The sequence below is a fragment of the Brenneria sp. L3-3C-1 genome (assembly GCF_016456245.1).
Taxonomy (GTDB): domain Bacteria; phylum Pseudomonadota; class Gammaproteobacteria; order Enterobacterales; family Enterobacteriaceae; genus Brenneria.
Window position 1 is genome coordinate 1312222 of the sequence record NZ_JAEMHF010000001.1, and the last position, 16193, is coordinate 1328414.

The following is a 16193-nucleotide window of genomic DNA, read 5'->3' on the forward strand; positions in this document are numbered from 1 at the left end:
TGTCTTTTCCTCATCAGCGCTACCGCAGCTATATATGCTGCGGCAAGAAACTTGACGTGCTTTGCAGGTAGTCAAAAAACCACCTGATAATATAACTGAACTGCGGAATTAACTGGGACTGCTTCCAGTCGGCGCTCTGTGAAAAACCGGTGAAGGTATCCAGAAAGAACAACAGGGCGGAGACGATCAACACACCGCGCAGCGCGCCGAAACAGATGCCCAATACGCGATCGGTGCCCGATAATCCGGTGCGTTCAACCAATGAACCAATCACATAGTTGACAATAGCACCCACAATTAACGTCGCAATAAACAGAATGGCAATAGCGATACCATTACGTACCAGTTCATCGTCAAAACGGGTGAAATACACGGCCAGATAAGCATAGTAATGGCTGGCGACAAAAAACGCACATCCCCAGGTTACCAGCGACAATGCCTCGCGTATAAACCCCCGGATCAGGCTGACCAGAGCCGAAAATCCGATGATGCCAATAATGACGTAATCAACCCAAACCATGAGCTACCCTAATAATGAACGATGCCAACCGCTAAGCCGCCACGTCATCCTGTTCGCGGCGCATTCTAACAGAAAAAGAAAACGTTTGCGTAGCGTATTTCCGTCGATTTCATCAATAGACAATCAAACGAAAAAAGCCGAATCCCCTTAACGCACGCTGTGCGATCTGACCTGACCGCTCAGCCCGCTGAGCCGCTGCAATTCCGCCAGCGAAGACTGCAATTTCTCTTTTGACGCGTCCGGCCCGATATAAATACGGGTAATCTGCCCCGCCACCGGCGTCGCCGGCACGGTATACGCCCGATAGCCGGAAAGGCGCAGCTTGGCGACGATCTCATTAACCTTATCCGCATTCTTCAGCGCGCCGAGCTGTACGATGTAAGCTTGCCCGGCGGGCGCCTGTTCTGCGGTCTGCTTATCCGGCCGGACGTCGGATTTCGGCTCCGGTTTGGGTTTCGGTTCAGGCTTCGGCTTAACCTCCGGTCTTACTTCCGGCTTCGGCTGCGGTTCAGGCCGCGTCTGAACCGGCGGCCGTTCAACCACGGCCGGCGGCGCAGCGACGACGGGCGCATTGGCCGCAGGAGGCGGGCTTTCCGGCGGTTCGGGACTTTCGGCCGCAGGCAACGCGCTCTTATCCTGAATGATGACCTCCTCCCCTTCCGTCGGCTGGTTGGGTAAAGGCTGATTCAGCGCGGGCAACGCGTCCATCTCGTTGCTGTCGCCCGCTTTAGGCACCAACGGGATCGCCGCAAACTCATCTTCATAATGTTTTTTCTTACCGTCCAGCAGGCCGGGCAGCACAATGACGCCCAGCGCAACCAGAATAATCGTGCCGACTAAACGATTCTGAAATTTACTCGCCATACGTTTTCCCCTCATCCCGCGCATCCATAACCTGCGCTACCGTATGAAAAGATCCACACACAATGACGATATCCTGCGCGGCCGCGTCAGACATCGCCTGTCGCCAGGCGGTCACGACATCCGGAAATGACTGACAGCGTTCCAGATGCTCGGCCAGTTGCGCCGCAGAAGCGCCGCGCGGGCCTTCCAGCGGCGCACAGTACCAATCGTCCACCAGCGGCTTCAAATGATTCAGAGTGCCGCCAATGTCCTTATCCGCCAGCATACCGATCACCGCGCGAACTTTCCCGGTTTTCGGCAATGCCGACAGCCGGCCGGCCAGATAAGCGGCGGCGTGAGGATTATGCGCCACGTCCAGAATCAGCAGCGGGTTTGCGCCGACGATCTGGAAGCGCCCGGGCAGCTCGGCCTGTCGCACCCCCTGGCGGATCGCCTCTTCGCTCACGTTTAACGGGGAAGCGTTTAGCGCCGTCAACGCCGTCGCGGCATTCGCCAGAGGCACATTCGGCATCGGCAATCCTGACAGTTCACGTTGCTTGTTTTGCCAACTCCAGCCGTCGCGCTGAATGGAAAAATCCCAGTCCCGGCCGCGCCGTAATAGCCGCGCGCCTGTTTCCGCGGCAACCTCCGCAATCGCGCCCGGCATATCCGGCTCGCCGACCACCGCGGGCTTGCCCGGCCGGAAAACGCCGGCTTTTTCTCTGCCGATGCTGTCCCGATCGTTACCCAGCCAGTCGGTGTGATCCAACGCAATGCTGGTTACCACCGCGACGTCGGCATCGACGATATTCGTGGCGTCAAGACGCCCGCCTAACCCCACTTCCAGAATCACCACATCCAGCGTCGCCTGCTTGAACATTTGCAACGCGGCCAGGGTTCCGAACTCAAAATAGGTAAGCGACACCGCGCCTCTTCCGGCTTCGATATCGGCAAACGCCCGACAATGCAGCGATTCCGGCAACTCTTTACCCTGAATTCTTACCCGTTCGGTATAACGCTGCAAATGGGGAGAACTGTATACGCCCACCCGCAGTCCGGCGGCCAGCAGTATCGATTCCAGGGTACAGCAGGTCGTGCCCTTGCCATTGGTTCCTGCGACGGTAAATATCACCTTGGCGGGCTGCAATAATTGAAGATTCTCAGCAACCTGCTTTACGCGATCCAGTCCCAAATCGATGGCCTGGCCGTGCAGGTGCTCAAGATAATGAAGCCACGTGACCAAAGGCGACGTGGCTTGGGGTATGTGAAGATTATCCATGAGTCCCGTTCACTGGCTTACGGTTCATTTTATACAGGAAGCATTAATTCCGCTCGACGCGGTATTAATGCTTCCTGTTCATTAGTTCAACTACGCTTCATCCTGCGATTCAGCGGCGGCGTCGTGATGAAGTTCCGCCACATCGTTGCTCGGTTCCGGATGATTGGTCAACTTGGCAAGAATCGTCGCCAGTTTATAGCGCATCTCCGGGCGGCGCACGATCATGTCGATAGCGCCCTTCTCAATCAGGAATTCACTGCGCTGGAAGCCCGGCGGCAGTTTTTCACGCACCGTTTGCTCAATTACCCGCGGGCCGGCAAAGCCGATCAGCGCTTTGGGTTCGGCGATATTCAGATCGCCCAGCATCGCCAGACTGGCGGACACGCCGCCCATCGTCGGGTCGGTCAGCACGGAAATGTAGGGCAAACCGCGGTCGCGCATTTTTGCCAACGCCGCACTGGTTTTCGCCATCTGCATCAGCGACATCAGCGCTTCCTGCATCCGGGCGCCGCCGCTGGCGGAAAAACACACCAGCGGGCAACCCTCTTCCAGCGCCTGCTCGACGGCACGAACGAAACGCGCGCCGACCACTGAGGCCATCGAACCGCCCATGAAAGCGAACTCAAACGACGCGGCCACCACGGGCATACCGTATAACGTTCCTTTCATCACCACCAGAGCGTCTTTCTCGTCAGATTGCTTTTGCGCGGCGGCCAGACGATCTTTATATTTTTTAGAGTCGCGGAATTTCAGGATATCCTTCGGCTCCAGTTCGCTACCCAGCTCCACTGTCCCTTCTTTATCCAGGAAAGCTTGCAGGCGCGCTCGCGCGGAAAGACGCATGTGATGATCGCACTTGGGGCAAACTTCCAGATTACGTTCCAGCTCCGCGCGATAAAGCACCTGACCGCAGCTATCGCATTTCGTCCACACCCCTTCAGGAATGTTCGCTTTACGGGTTGGCGTAATATTGCTTTTGTTAAGAATTCGTTCAATCCAGCTCATTGATAACCTTTCTGCTTGAACCTGGCACACGCCAGTCCGCTGTTCATGTGTTCCCCGACGGCATCGCCGATTAAAAAACACCTGAGGCGCGCGTCGATCGCGCCGCCAAAGCGTTGGCGCCAGGGATTATTCCCAGGAACAGACCATAAATGCTGCCCATTAAACCATAACGATCCGGTACTGTGGATAAAAAACTGGTCAAACCGGATGTTAAAATACGTTTCGCTTATTTTACATCGCCGCGCGCGGCGGCTCTGCGGTGTCGGGCAATTTCAATGATGCCCGGCAGAATAGAGACAAAGATAATCCCGACAATCAGTAATTTCAGGTTTTCCTGCACCACCGGCAAATCGCCGAACAGATAACCCGCATAGGTGAAAGACACCACCCATAACAACGCGCCGATCACATTGTAAGCGGCAAAATGCCGGTAACTCATATGTCCCATTCCCGCAACAAACGGCGCAAATGTTCTCACAATAGGGACAAAGCGCGCCAGAATTATTGTTTTACCACCGTGACGGGCATAAAACTGATGCGTTTTATCCAGATAGCTGCGCCGGAAAATTTTTGAGTCCGGATTACTGAACAGCTTTTCCCCGAACAGCCGGCCAATGGTGTAATTCACCGCGTCGCCGAGGATCGCCGCCGCAATCATCAGGAAAACCATCAGATGAACATCCAGCGCGTTGGATGGCAGGGCCGCCAGCGCGCCGGCGACAAACAGCAAAGAATCGCCCGGCAAAAACGGCGTCACCACCAGCCCGGTTTCACAGAACAAAATCAAAAATAAAATGGCATAAATCCAGACACCATATTGCGCCACCAGTTCCGCCAGATGCACGTCAATATGCAGAATAAAATCAATAATAAACCGTATAAATTCCATAAAAATTTCTCTTTCTCGATGTCGCCGCCGCCAGCGTCATCAGTTTAGCCGGACAAAACACCGCCACTTAGTTCTCATCGTTCAAGAACAAAGGTCCCATCGCCGGCCGCGGCAGAGCAAAACGCGCGGGATAGTCCACGGCGACCAGATACAACCCCTCGGCCCGGGCAGTGGCGGCGGCCAATGAACGATCTTTCGCCGCCAGCAGTTCGGCAATCCATCCTTCCGGCTGATTGCCGCAGCCCACTTCCATCAGACTACCGACGATATTGCGAACCATATGATGTACAAACGCATTGGCCTTAATATCTACCACGATATAGGCGCCATGACGCGTAACCTTTAAATGATTTACATAGCGCCAGGGGGTGCGGGACTGGCATTGCACGGCGCGAAACGAGGTAAAATCGTTCTCCCCCAGCAGACATTGTCCCGCGCGCGCCATCCGTTCGGCATCGAGCGGCAGATAACAATGGGTGACGCCTCTGGCCAGCACCGCCGGACGATAGCGATGATTATAGATGACATAACGATAACGGCGCGCCGTGGCGCTGAAACGGGCGTGAAAATCATCGTCAACCGTTTTGACCCAGCGCACGGCGATGTCCGGCGGTAAATTGGCGTTCACCCCCATCGTCCAGGCCGCGTCCTTGCGCGCCGCCTGCGTCAGAAAATGCACCACTTGCCCGGTCGCGTGCACGCCGGCATCGGTGCGCCCGGCGCAAAATACGCTTATCGGCTCATTGGCGACTTTGCTCAGCGCCTGTTCGAGACATCCCTGTACGCTGCCGACTTCGGCCTGGCGCTGCCAGCCATAATAGCGGCTGCCGTCATACTCAATCCCCAGCGCAATTTTCAGCGGAGCCGGTTCCGCCGCCAGTATCGGCTCAGACATTACCCCAGATACTCCCGTACCAGACGCTCTGCGGTTTCCACCGCCATCAGCGCGCCGCCGAAACGGACGTTATCCGCCACCGACCAGAACTGCAACAGTTCGGGAATACCGTAATCATTACGCAAACAGCCAATGCTCAGCAGCACATTGCCGGAGGCGTCGCCAACCTGCGTTGGGTAATCCTGCTCTTCGCTGACCTGAATGTCGCCGGCCTGCAACAGTTCATCCCGCGCTTCCTCGGCGGAGAGCGGACGCAGCGCCTCAAGGTGAACCACCTGGGCATGGCCGTAGAAAACCGGCGACTGGATGCAGGTAACGGAAATCGGCAATCCCTCATCCTGTAAGACTTTACGCACCTGATCCACCAGACGGCGCTCTTCACGCACGCTGCCCTCGCCATCGGGCAACAGCGGCAACAGGTTGAACGCCAGTTGTTTGGGGAATAATCCCGCCTCAGGCGGAATGCCGTTCAGCAAACGGGCGCTTTGCCCGGCCAAATCATCCACCGCCGCTTTGCCATGGGCGGAAACCGACAGCATAGTGGTGACGTGCAGACGGGATAAACCGGCGGCTTCCGTCAGCGGTTTGATCGCCGTCAGCAGTTGGCTGGTCAGGCTATCCGCGACCGCCACGATATTACGGTTGCGATAATCGGCCAGCGCATGGGCGTTCACCCCCGGCACCACTAGCGGCACGTCCGGTTCCAGCGCAAACAAACCGCTGCTGTCGATGACCAGACACCCGGCATTACCCGCCTCTTCCGCATAACGCTCGCTGGCTTCCTGACCGGCGACGAAAAACGCCAGTTGGGCCTGCGACCAGTCAAAATCCGCCGCATCTTCCACCGGACAGGACTTACCGTTAAAGCGGATGATTTCCCCCACGCTGCGTTCGCTGGCCAGGGGATACAATTCACCCACCGGAAATTCGCGCTCCTGCAATAATTCCAGTAACGCCGCGCCTACTGCGCCCGTAGCGCCCAGCAGAGCAATATTCCAGCCGTCGGACATGTGGTTTTCTCCCCAAACTTATGAATGAAACATTCCCGGGCGATAGATACCGCCGGGTTTTTAACAACAAATCAGGCTACAGAGTGATTAACGATCGGCCATCGCCGTGGCATTAAAGCCCAGCTTACGCAGACATTCCGCGCTGGCGCCGTCGGCACAGATAACACGGAGCGACGCCCACTCGCGTCGTTCCTGATAATGTTTGCGCAGGCGATCAAATCCGCCCTGCTGATGCGCGCAATGGCGCAATAGAGCATCATCCCGGCGCACATCATACACCAGATGAACCAGACGCTTTAATAACGCTTCATTGAGCGGCGACGTTAAGGTCACTTCAGCAAATTCCGGCTCCGGCAGCAAAGAAGACAGCGCCACCGGCTGCGGATCGCCGATAAACCGGCTCAAGGCTTCAAAAACCTGCGTGGTGCCGCGGGCTTTGCCTTCCAGCGTATAGCCGGCGATATGCGCCGTTCCCACGTCCACCAACGCCAGCAGTTCGGTGGACAACGCCGGTTCAGGCTCCCATACGTCAAGAATGACGCTGAGGTTTTTCCCCTGTTTCAGCGCGTTGAGCAGCGCGGTATTATCCACCACCGGGCCGCGACAGGCGTTAATCAGAATACGTCCGTCGGCGAAGGCGTCCAGCACCGCCTCATCGACCAGATGATGAGTCCGGTACGGGCCGTCAAGGTATAACGGCGTATGCAGCGTCAGGATATCCGCCTCGCGCACCAGCGCGTCCAGCGGCAGGAAATCGCCCTCGTACCCGCGATCTTTTCGGGGCGGGTCGCACAACAAGGTTTTTACCCCCCAGGCCTTCAGGCGTTCGTTCAGGCGGCCGCCCACATTACCGACGCCGACGATGCCCACGGTTTTATCACCCAGTTGGAATCCATCGCGTTCGGCGAGCAGCAACAGGGAAGAAAAGACGTATTCGACAACCGCGATCGCATTGCAGCCCGGCGCGGCTGAAAAGCCAATGCCGTTAGCCTCAAGCCAGCGCTGATCCACATGGTCGGTGCCGGCCGTGGCGCTGCCGACAAACTTCACCGCGGCGCCGGCCAGCAGTTCGGCATTCACCTTGGTCACCGAACGCACCATCAATGCGTCGGCATCCTTCAGCGCGTCAAGCGGCAGCGGACGCCCCGGCACGGCCTGAACCTCGCCCAGACGGCTAAACAACTCGCGCGCGTACGGCATATTTTCATCAACCACAATCTTCATTGTCTTCCCCGGTAGCCTGTTGCCCTGCAAAAAAGAGGGGGGTTATTTTGCCACTGAATGATCAGGAAGCCCAATGCTATCGGCCGGCCGATACGGCCTTGATGACCGGCGGCGGCGATGTCGCAGCGACGTACTGCCGATGATCGGCGGCAATCCGTCCGCCAGATATCCGGCGTTGACTATGGCTAATGGCAGCGACAGCGGTAAACTAGCGCCTTTCTTGCATTATGGATGAGAGTCACCGCTTTGAATTCTCTGTTTCCCATTATCGCCGTACTGATTTGGTCGGTGAATGTCATCGTCAATAAACTCTCCTCCGCCGTGATCGACCCGGCAGCCATTTCTTTTTATCGCTGGCTGCTGGCCTGGGTGGTGATGACGCCGTTTATGTTGCCGGGTATGCGACAACATCTGGCGGTGATTCGTCAATATAGCTGGAAACTGCTGACGCTCGGATTGCTGGGCATGGTGCTGTATCAGAGTCTGGCTTACTACGCGGCGCACACCATCAGCGCAGTCATGATGGGGATTATGGGATCGCTGGTTCCGCTATTAACCGTGTTAATCAGCATTCCGCTGCTGCGCATCGCGCCCACGGTCGGCATGCTGGCCGGCGGATTGCTTTCCTTCGGCGGCATTGTCTGGCTTATCAGCGCGGGCCGCCCGGAACAGATTCTGTCGCAGGGTATCGGCGCCGGCGAAATAATGATGTTTTGCGCCGCCAGCGCCTATGCGCTGTATGGTGTCTTAACCAAACGCTGGAGTATCCCACTGCCCAACTGGCTGTCGCTGTACGTGCAAATCACCTTTGGCGTGGTACTGCTGCTGCCTAATTTTTTGTTGACGGACGACGTGCGGCTCACCAGCCAGAATATCCCCTTAGTGGCCTTTGCCGGCATCATGGCGTCGATTATCGCCCCTTTCCTGTGGATCCAGGGCCTGTTGCGACTGGGGGCCGGCACCGCGTCCATATTTATGAACCTGACGCCGGTGTTTACCGCCGTCATCGCGATTGTGTTCCTGCATGAGCCGCTGCACGGTTATCACCTGATCGGCGGCGGAATTACCTTGCTGGGCGTGGTGTTGGCGCAACGATGGCGATTTCCCTTAATCAAACCGCATCGCCGTGATTAGCCCCTGTTCGTGGCGGTTATAGGGCTATCGAACCCAGAAAGAGCTTGCTATGATTCTTTTCTCTTTCAGCCAGCGGTGAGGAAAACGGTATGCAACCTGTAAGCGGCCCAGGTGCCCCACTGCCGGGTGAACGATCGGTCGGTCCCGCGACCACGTCGCCGACGACCAACGCGGCTGGCGGCGACGGCGATCTGCCGCTGACGCCGGCGCAACGCGCAACGCTTGAAAACCTGATCGTGAAAATCGTGGCGCTCAGCACCGCAAAAGCGACGGAAGTCTGGTCGGGCGTCAAACAGGGACTGGGACTCGGCGAAAACGCCGAACTGATGTCGCGCCATTACCAGCCGGCGGAGCAGATACTGCAAACGCGCTTAACGCAGGCGCAAGGTCAGGATAATGGCGCCCGCCAGCAGCTTATGCAACGGCTCGGCGACCTGCTGCCGCAGGGGAACAACCGTCAGGCGGTCAGTGACTTTATCCGCCAGCAATTCGGTCACGCCACATTAAGCTCACTGAGCAACACACAACTGCAACAGGTGGTCACGCTACTGCAAGGGCAAAGCGCTCAATCCACGTCCCAGGCGGCCGTCAGTTCGCCCGATCGCCCACTGCTGCCTGCCGAACAACGTAGCCTGAATCAACTGGTCACTCGTCTGGCGGCCCAGAGCGGGGAGCAGCCGGCAAAAATCTGGACCACGTTGATGACGATGCAGAATCTCAACGGCGGGGATGCCATTCCCGTCAGATCGCTGCCATTACTGACTCAGTTCCTGCAAACACAACTGGTGCTGCAACAGGCGCAGACAACGTTACCGACCTCATCTCAACCGGCGGCGCAGCAGCAAAGCGCTCCAGACGCCAATATCGCGTCCGGTCAGACGGTATCGGCGGCCAATAACGCCAACGCGGCGTCCCCCTTGACGTCATTTGCCAACGCCCAGACTAGCGTGCCCGCCGCCCCGAATCTTGCAACGTTGCAGGCGGCATTACAGCAGCCGCTGAATGCGCAGGAACAGCAAATGCTGCTGGATTATGCCCAGAACCGGTTTAACGCCGGATTCCAGACGCCGCTCACGCCGATGCAGCTTAGCGATGCGCTCGCTTTCTTGTTTACCCAACGCATACAACGCGCACAGGAAACCGACTGGGCGGCGGCGAGCGTATTCCCGCAACCGTTGCTCAACCCGCTGATTGCCTCGTTACCGCTTAGCTGGCAGTCTCTGTTCCATAAGCCGATGTTTGTGATCATTGCCAGCGTCTGCGTCGCGGTATTCCTGCTTTGGGTATTGTTCTGAGCAGCATTCAGCGCTGTTGCGCATCAAGAGAGGCGGGGTAAAGAAAGGCGATCATAGCGGGGTTATCTACCCGCCATGATCGTGTAGCAACGCGGGCGATTACTTCTCGAATTTGCTCATCACCAGCGTGGCGTTGGTGCCGCCGAAGCCGAAACCATTCGACATCACGGTGGTCAGCTTACGCTCCGTCGGTTCGGTGATGATGTTCATGCCAATACCATGTTCATCCAGCGTTTCAACGTTGATGCTCGGCGCGATAAAGCCGTGTTCCAGCATCAGCAGCGTATAAATCGCTTCCTGAACGCCCGCCGCGCCCAGTGAGTGACCGGTCATGGCTTTGGTGGCGGAAATGGCCGGAATGTTATCGCCGAACACTTCACGGATCGCTCCCAGCTCTTTCACATCACCGACCGGCGTGGACGTGCCGTGCGTATTGATGTAGTCGATAGGCGCATCTACGCCCTGCAACGCCATCTTCATGCAACGCATCGCCCCTTCGCCTGACGGGGCAACCATATCCGCGCCGTCGGACGTCGCGCCGTAGCCGATGATTTCACCGTAGATATGCGCGCCGCGCGCCAGCGCATGCTCCAGCTCTTCCACCACCACGATGCCGCCGCCGCCGGCGATAACGAAACCATCGCGGTCGGCATCATAAGTACGGGACGCTTTTTCCGGCGTGTCGTTATATTTGGTAGACAGCGCGCCCATGGCATCGAACTCGCAGGCCATTTCCCAGCACAGCTCTTCGCCGCCGCCGGCAAATACCACGTCCTGTTTACCCAGTTGGATCATCTCTACCGCGTTACCGATACAGTGAGCGGAGGTGGCGCAGGCGGAACTGATGGAGTAGTTAACACCACGGATTTTGAACGGCGTCGCCAGACAGGCGGAAACACCGGAAGCCATGGATTTGGTGACCATATACGGACCCACGCCGCGCAGGCCTTTCGCCCGCATACCGTCGGTGCCGGCAACCTGGTTGCGCGGAGAACCGCCGCCAGACCCCACGATCAGGCCGGTACGATCGTTGGACACCTGATCGTCGCTCAGCCCGGAATCTTTAATCGCCTGCTCCATGGACAAATAGGCATAAATCGATGCATCACTCATAAAGCGCACAATTTTACGATCGATGAGGCCGGTGGTGTCCAGTTTAACGTTACCCCAGACGTGACTACGCATGCCGGAATCTTTCAGCTCTTGAGAGAAAGTAATACCCGAGCGGCCTTCCCGCAATGACGCCAGAACTTCCTGCTGGTTATTACCTATGCTTGATACGATCCCCAGACCAGTAATCACTGCACGTTTCATTCAATACCTCTTCCACTTATAAAGTTTGGGATTTCGCCTCGCACTTTAGCGTACACTTGTAAGCTGAACAAGTCCGATCAGCCGAACTTTTGCTAAATTTGCGCCAGGGCATTCAGCTCGTTAAAATCGCCCCACCGCTTGAATAATGAGTCATTTGCCGTGAATAGTCTTCCCATCCAGCATGCGTCGTTGAGCTGGAACGAACAGGGTACACCTGTATCGCAACAGTTTGATGACGTCTATTTTTCCAATCAGGATGGGCTGTTGGAAACCCGTTATGTGTTTTTAACCGGCAATCAGTTTCCCGCACGCTTTACCCCCCATACGCGTGAAAACTGCGTGGTGGCGGAAACCGGTTTCGGCACCGGGCTCAATTTTCTGACGCTGTGGCAGGCCTTTGATGATTTCCGCGCCCGGTCGCCGCAAGCGCCGTTGCGCCGCCTGCACTTCATCAGCTTCGAGAGGTTTCCGCTGCGCCGGCGCGATCTGGCCGCCGCTCACGCCCAATGGCCTGAACTGGAAAAATATGCGCAAGAATTACGCCGGCAGTGGCCGATGCCGTTAGCCGGCTGCCATCGTTTACTTCTGGCTCAGGGTCGCGTCACGCTCGATCTGTGGTTCGGCGATGTCAATACGCTGCTGCCGACCCTGGATGAGTCGCTGAATCATCAGGTCGACGCCTGGTTTCTCGACGGCTTCGCGCCGGCGAAAAATCCGGATATGTGGACGGAGAATCTGTTTCGATCCATGGCCAGACTGTGCCGGCAGGACGGAACTTTCGCCACCTTTACCGCCGCCGGGTTCGTGCGCCGGGGATTACAGCAGGCAGGGTTTACCGTCAGCAAGGTCAAGGGGTTTGGGCAGAAGCGCGAAATGTTGAGCGGCTATCTGCCCGCATGCCTTTCCGCCCCCTCGGTCGCGCCCTGGTATGCCCGACCTCCGGCCACCGCAACCCACGATATAGCGATTATCGGCGGCGGCATTGCCGGTGTTTTAACCGCGCTGGCGCTGCAAAGACGCGGCGCGTCGGTCACGCTGTACTGTGCCGATCCACAACCGGCGCAGGGCGCGTCGGGCAACCGGCAAGGCGCGCTGTATCCTTTACTGAATAATAAGCATGATGCGCTTTCGCGTTTCTTTGCCGCCGCGTTCACTTTTGCGCGTCGCCACTATGCCGAACTGGCGGCGCAGGGCGTCGGTTTTGAACATCAGTGGTGCGGCGTTAGCCAATTGGCCTATGACCAGAAAAGCGCCGGTAAAATCGAACACATTTTACAAGGTGAATGGCCGCCGGAACTGGTTTTCGCCGTGACGGAGGAGCAGCTTGAAGACGTGAACGGTCTGATGCTGGGTGTCGGCGGCATTACCTACCCCGATGGCGGCTGGCTTTGCCCGGCGGAGCTAACCGCCTCCGCGCTGGAACTGGCCCGCCGGCAAGGATTGATCGTCCATATGAACACGGCAGTTTCCTCGCTTGAGCAAACCCGCGCCGGCTGGCGCTTGACGCTGAATAACCATCGACAGGCGGAACATGCCGCGCTCATCCTGGCGAATGGTCATCAACTGTCGGACTGGACTCAGACTCAACATCTTCCATGCTATGCGGTGCGCGGTCAGGTAAGCCATATCCCGACGACACCGACGTTGCAGCGGCTGAAACAGGTGCTTTGCTACGACGGTTATCTGACGCCGGTCAGCCCGCGGCATCAGGAACACTGCATCGGCGCCAGCTACCAGCGCGGCGATGCCGCCACCGACTACCGGGAAGAAGAACAACAGGAAAATCGCCGGCGTCTGCTGAACTGTCTGCCGCAGGCGGAATGGGCGCAGCAGATCGATGTGCGCGACCGCCAGGCGCGTCAGGGCGTGCGCTGTGCGCTGCGCGACCATTTGCCGCTGGTCGGCGCGGTAGCGGATTATCAACAAACGCTTGAGAGCTATCAGGATTTATTGCAACACCACCATCACGCGGAACATCTTCCCTCCGCGCCGGTCTACCCGAATCTGTTCCTTATCGGCGCGCTGGGTTCCCGGGGGCTGTGTTCGGCGCCGTTGGCGGCCGAGATTCTGGCCGCGCAAATTTACGGCGAGCCATTGCCGTTGGATAGCGAAACGCTGGCGGCGCTGAACCCGAATCGTTTCTGGATCAGGAAACTGCTGAAAGGCCGGCCGGTATCGTCTCAGGGATAAGAACGGGCGTTAAAAAAGCATGGTGCCGGAAACACCGGCGCCATATTGAAATGGATTAATCGAAAAGAATTAATGGGTTTGCGGGTTCTGCGCCTGCTGGAATAAACGCTCCCACATGCGGTTTACCAGAATCTGATCCGGCGGGGAAAGCTCACCGTTTTTGATGGCCTTATCAATACTGTCGCTGACGCGCGCATAAAGCGCTTCCGGCGTATGTTCGCCGTTTTCCTCCGCTTCAGCCACCGATACCGTCAAATGACCGCGCAGATAGCCGCCGGCAAAAAGTTCATCGTCGCTGGCATGTTCCACCATGTCATCAATCAGCGCCAGAATACGCGTCTCAAATTCTGCGATCATTTATTATCCTCAGTTAATCTGTCTCGCTTAATAGTCAGCAGAGATCGGCCGGGTACGGAAAGCTCGCTGCCGTCAGCGGCGGCGTATTGTAAAACGATTGTAACGCATTAATAAAGCGCGCCGGCCGCGGCGGGATCCCCTGCTGCAAATACACCCTCACCTGCGCATGAACCCGGCGTTGGAAATCGATGCGATCCGGCTCGCTGTCGCCATTCAGGTTGTCGCAGCTCACGTTAAAGGGAAAACCCGCCGCCACGCAAAACAGCCAGTCGAGCGCCTGCGGTTTGATCTCAACGGACTCAAACTGAGACTGCGTCGTAGCATCACGCCCGTCCGGGCAATACCAGTAGCCGAAGTCAACCTGTAAACGCCGCTGCGCGCCCGCGATGCACCAGTGAGAAATCTCATGCAGCGCGCTGGCATAAAAGCCGTGAGCGAAGATAATCCGGTGATAAGGCGCCTGCTCGTCCGCGGGCAGATAGATTGGCTCGTCGTCGCCTTTAATCAAGCGCGTGTTGTATTCGTCGCTAAAGCAGCCATCAAAAATATCAATCAGTTGCTGATAGTGATGGGAATCCATCTCGTTATTTACCATCATCAGAAAAACCGCCCCAGCCAATGCGCGATCTCGGCGCCATGACTGTCATAAATCAGTTTGCCGCTCATCACCGCGGAAACGATCACCAGCATAGGGCGGATCAGTTTCTGCCCTTTGTTCAGCACCATTCTGGCGCCGATACGGGCGCCGATAAACTGCCCCAGCAACATTACAGCTCCCAGGCCCCACACCACTTTACCGCCGAGCATAAAGAACAGCAGCCCGCCGAAATTCGAGGTGAAGTTGAGGATTTTGGCATGCGCCGTGGCCTTCGCCAGATTAAAACCGCTCAGCGTGACAAATGCCAGCGCATAAAACGACCCGGCGCCCGGCCCGAAGAAACCGTCATAAAATCCAATGCCGCAACCGGCGACAATCGCGAACGGCACGGCGGACAGACGGCGCTGCCGGTCGTCGTCGCCGATCTTGGGCGACAGTAGAAAATAGAGGCCGATGCCAATGATCAGCAACGGTAATAGCTGCCGCAGAAAATCAGCATGGATCTGCTGAATAAGCCAGGCGCCGAACGTCGATCCGACAAAGGTCAAGGCGATAGCCAGCTTCTGCTCGCTTAAATCGACGGCGCGGCGGCGGATAAAGTACAGGCTGGCGGAAAACGAACCGCCGACCGCCTGAAGCTTATTGGTTGCCAAAGCCTGCGCGGGCGATAGCCCGACGGCCATCAGCGCCGGTACGCACAATAAACCGCCGCCCCCGGCGATGGAGTCGATAAACCCCGCCAATATCGCGACGAAGAATAAAATGCCCAGAACTTCAGGCCCGACGACAAACCAATCCATGATTTATTCCACTGCAAAATGTCTGTCGACCAAAGCCTGACAAGACGGAGGTAAAGGAGGAGGCGATGTTTTCACCGGCGGCTCGCCGCCCGGCTGTTTTGGCTGGAACCAGCTGGTTAGCTCGGCGCCGCAGCCGTCGCCGGCGGGCGGCGCCGGCTGATCCTGACACTCCAGACTATCGGCGGGGCACCGCAGGCGAACATGCATATGCGCGCGATGTCCAAACCAGGGACGAACCTTATGCAACCAGTCACGATCCTGACCTGCATCGGCGCACAGCTGTTTTTTTATCGCCGGATTAACGAAAATGCGGGTCACGCCGCTATCTTGCGCCGCCAGCTTCACCAGCGTCGTTACTTCGGGCTGCCAGACGCGCGGGTTAACCCTGCGGCCGTTGGCCGCCACCAGATCGAGGGGTTGCGGATTAAGCAATTGCTGCTGACTCCAGCGCTGTTTCGGCAATTGCAGCCAGATATCCACATCCAGACCTGACTGGTGACTGGCATGACCGCTGTTGAAGCGCCCGCCGACCGGCATGCCCAAATCCCCAATAAGCATATTGGCCGCCGTGCGCCGCTTAACCGTTGCGCTTAGCCGTGTAATAAACGCCAGCAGATCGGGATGTCCGTAATAGCGGCGTTGATCGACGCGCATCACCTGATAATCCGGCGACTGTAGCGGCAGAGGTTGCGCGCCGATGATACATCCATTGGCAAAACTGCCGATGGCCTGAGGCGCTCCCGCCACCGGGTGCGTCATTTCCTGCCAGGGGGTTTTCGCCCATAGCGGCGCACTGAATGCCAGTGCGATAAAACCCATTAACCCTTTTTTCATCGTTTA

The 16193-nt window shown here is 57.4% G+C and carries 16 protein-coding genes; 3 read left to right on the forward strand and 13 right to left on the reverse strand.

Going from position 1 to position 16193, the window contains the following annotated elements; genetic code table 11:
• Window positions 1–28: 28 nt before the first annotated feature.
• The 8 genes from cvpA to pdxB all read right to left on the reverse strand — a co-directional run bounded on the left by cvpA (window position 29) and on the right by pdxB (window position 7665).
• Window positions 29–520 (reverse strand): colicin V production protein, encoded by a 492-nt coding sequence (gene cvpA, locus JG725_RS05845; RefSeq protein WP_172288924.1) that lies wholly within the window; start codon window positions 518–520, stop codon window positions 29–31.
• A 147-nt stretch (window positions 521–667) separates the two neighbouring features.
• Window positions 668–1384 carry a cell division protein DedD gene (gene dedD, locus JG725_RS05850; protein WP_199377051.1) on the reverse strand — a complete coding sequence of 239 codons (717 nt, stop codon included), beginning with the start codon at window positions 1382–1384 and terminating at the stop codon, window positions 668–670.
• A complete protein-coding gene (gene folC / locus JG725_RS05855; RefSeq protein WP_199377053.1) occupies window positions 1374–2642 on the reverse strand; it encodes a bifunctional tetrahydrofolate synthase/dihydrofolate synthase in 1269 nt (422 codons plus the stop codon). Before folC ends, dedD begins: the two co-directional genes overlap by 11 nt.
• Window positions 2643–2732: 90 nt before the next feature.
• On the reverse strand, window positions 2733–3647 hold the full coding sequence (gene accD / locus JG725_RS05860) for an acetyl-CoA carboxylase, carboxyltransferase subunit beta (protein ID WP_172288918.1): 915 nt from the start codon (window positions 3645–3647) through the stop codon (window positions 2733–2735).
• Window positions 3648–3873: 226 nt separating this feature from the next.
• Window positions 3874–4536 carry a DedA family protein gene (locus JG725_RS05865; protein ID WP_172288916.1) on the reverse strand — a complete coding sequence of 221 codons (663 nt, stop codon included), beginning with the start codon at window positions 4534–4536 and terminating at the stop codon, window positions 3874–3876.
• 67 nt (window positions 4537–4603) lie between these two features.
• A complete protein-coding gene (gene truA, locus JG725_RS05870; protein WP_172288914.1) occupies window positions 4604–5431 on the reverse strand; it encodes a tRNA pseudouridine(38-40) synthase TruA in 828 nt (275 codons plus the stop codon).
• Complete coding sequence (locus JG725_RS05875) at window positions 5431–6441, reverse strand: aspartate-semialdehyde dehydrogenase (protein ID WP_172288912.1); 1011 nt, start codon at window positions 6439–6441, stop codon at window positions 5431–5433. The genes truA and JG725_RS05875 overlap by 1 nt, the downstream gene beginning before the upstream one ends.
• A gap of 87 nt (window positions 6442–6528) precedes the next feature.
• Window positions 6529–7665 (reverse strand): 4-phosphoerythronate dehydrogenase PdxB, encoded by a 1137-nt coding sequence (gene pdxB / locus JG725_RS05880; protein WP_199377055.1) that lies wholly within the window; start codon window positions 7663–7665, stop codon window positions 6529–6531.
• A gap of 246 nt (window positions 7666–7911) precedes the next feature.
• Here pdxB and JG725_RS05885 point away from each other — a divergent pair, with 246 nt between their 5' ends.
• Window positions 7912–8799: a DMT family transporter gene (locus JG725_RS05885; protein ID WP_370541595.1), complete on the forward strand. Its 888-nt coding sequence runs from the start codon at window positions 7912–7914 to the stop codon at window positions 8797–8799.
• Window positions 8800–8888: 89 nt separating this feature from the next.
• Window positions 8889–10094, forward strand: a complete 1206-nt coding sequence (gene flk / locus JG725_RS05890) for a flagella biosynthesis regulator Flk (RefSeq protein ID WP_199377058.1) — start codon at window positions 8889–8891, stop codon at window positions 10092–10094.
• 99 nt (window positions 10095–10193) lie between these two features.
• Here flk and fabB read toward each other — a convergent pair whose 3' ends face one another.
• Window positions 10194–11408, reverse strand: a complete 1215-nt coding sequence (gene fabB / locus JG725_RS05895; protein ID WP_199377060.1) for a beta-ketoacyl-ACP synthase I — start codon at window positions 11406–11408, stop codon at window positions 10194–10196.
• A gap of 159 nt (window positions 11409–11567) precedes the next feature.
• On the opposite strand from fabB, the gene mnmC reads away from it, so the two are divergent.
• Complete coding sequence (gene mnmC / locus JG725_RS05900; protein ID WP_199377062.1) at window positions 11568–13598, forward strand: bifunctional tRNA (5-methylaminomethyl-2-thiouridine)(34)-methyltransferase MnmD/FAD-dependent 5-carboxymethylaminomethyl-2-thiouridine(34) oxidoreductase MnmC; 2031 nt, start codon at window positions 11568–11570, stop codon at window positions 13596–13598.
• Window positions 13599–13667: 69 nt separating this feature from the next.
• On the opposite strand, the gene JG725_RS05905 is transcribed toward mnmC, so the two are convergent.
• From JG725_RS05905 to mepA, 4 genes are read right to left on the reverse strand one after another with little or no spacing between them, the layout of a single operon-like run.
• Window positions 13668–13955 (reverse strand): YfcL family protein, encoded by a 288-nt coding sequence (locus tag JG725_RS05905; RefSeq protein WP_172288900.1) that lies wholly within the window; start codon window positions 13953–13955, stop codon window positions 13668–13670.
• 34 nt (window positions 13956–13989) lie between these two features.
• A complete protein-coding gene (locus JG725_RS05910) occupies window positions 13990–14535 on the reverse strand; it encodes an elongation factor P hydroxylase (protein ID WP_199377234.1) in 546 nt (181 codons plus the stop codon).
• 17 nt (window positions 14536–14552) lie between these two features.
• Window positions 14553–15353 carry a sulfite exporter TauE/SafE family protein gene (locus JG725_RS05915; protein ID WP_172288898.1) on the reverse strand — a complete coding sequence of 267 codons (801 nt, stop codon included), beginning with the start codon at window positions 15351–15353 and terminating at the stop codon, window positions 14553–14555.
• Window positions 15354–15356: 3 nt separating this feature from the next.
• Window positions 15357–16187: a penicillin-insensitive murein endopeptidase gene (gene mepA / locus JG725_RS05920; protein ID WP_172288896.1), complete on the reverse strand. Its 831-nt coding sequence runs from the start codon at window positions 16185–16187 to the stop codon at window positions 15357–15359.
• Window positions 16188–16193 lie beyond the last annotated feature (6 nt).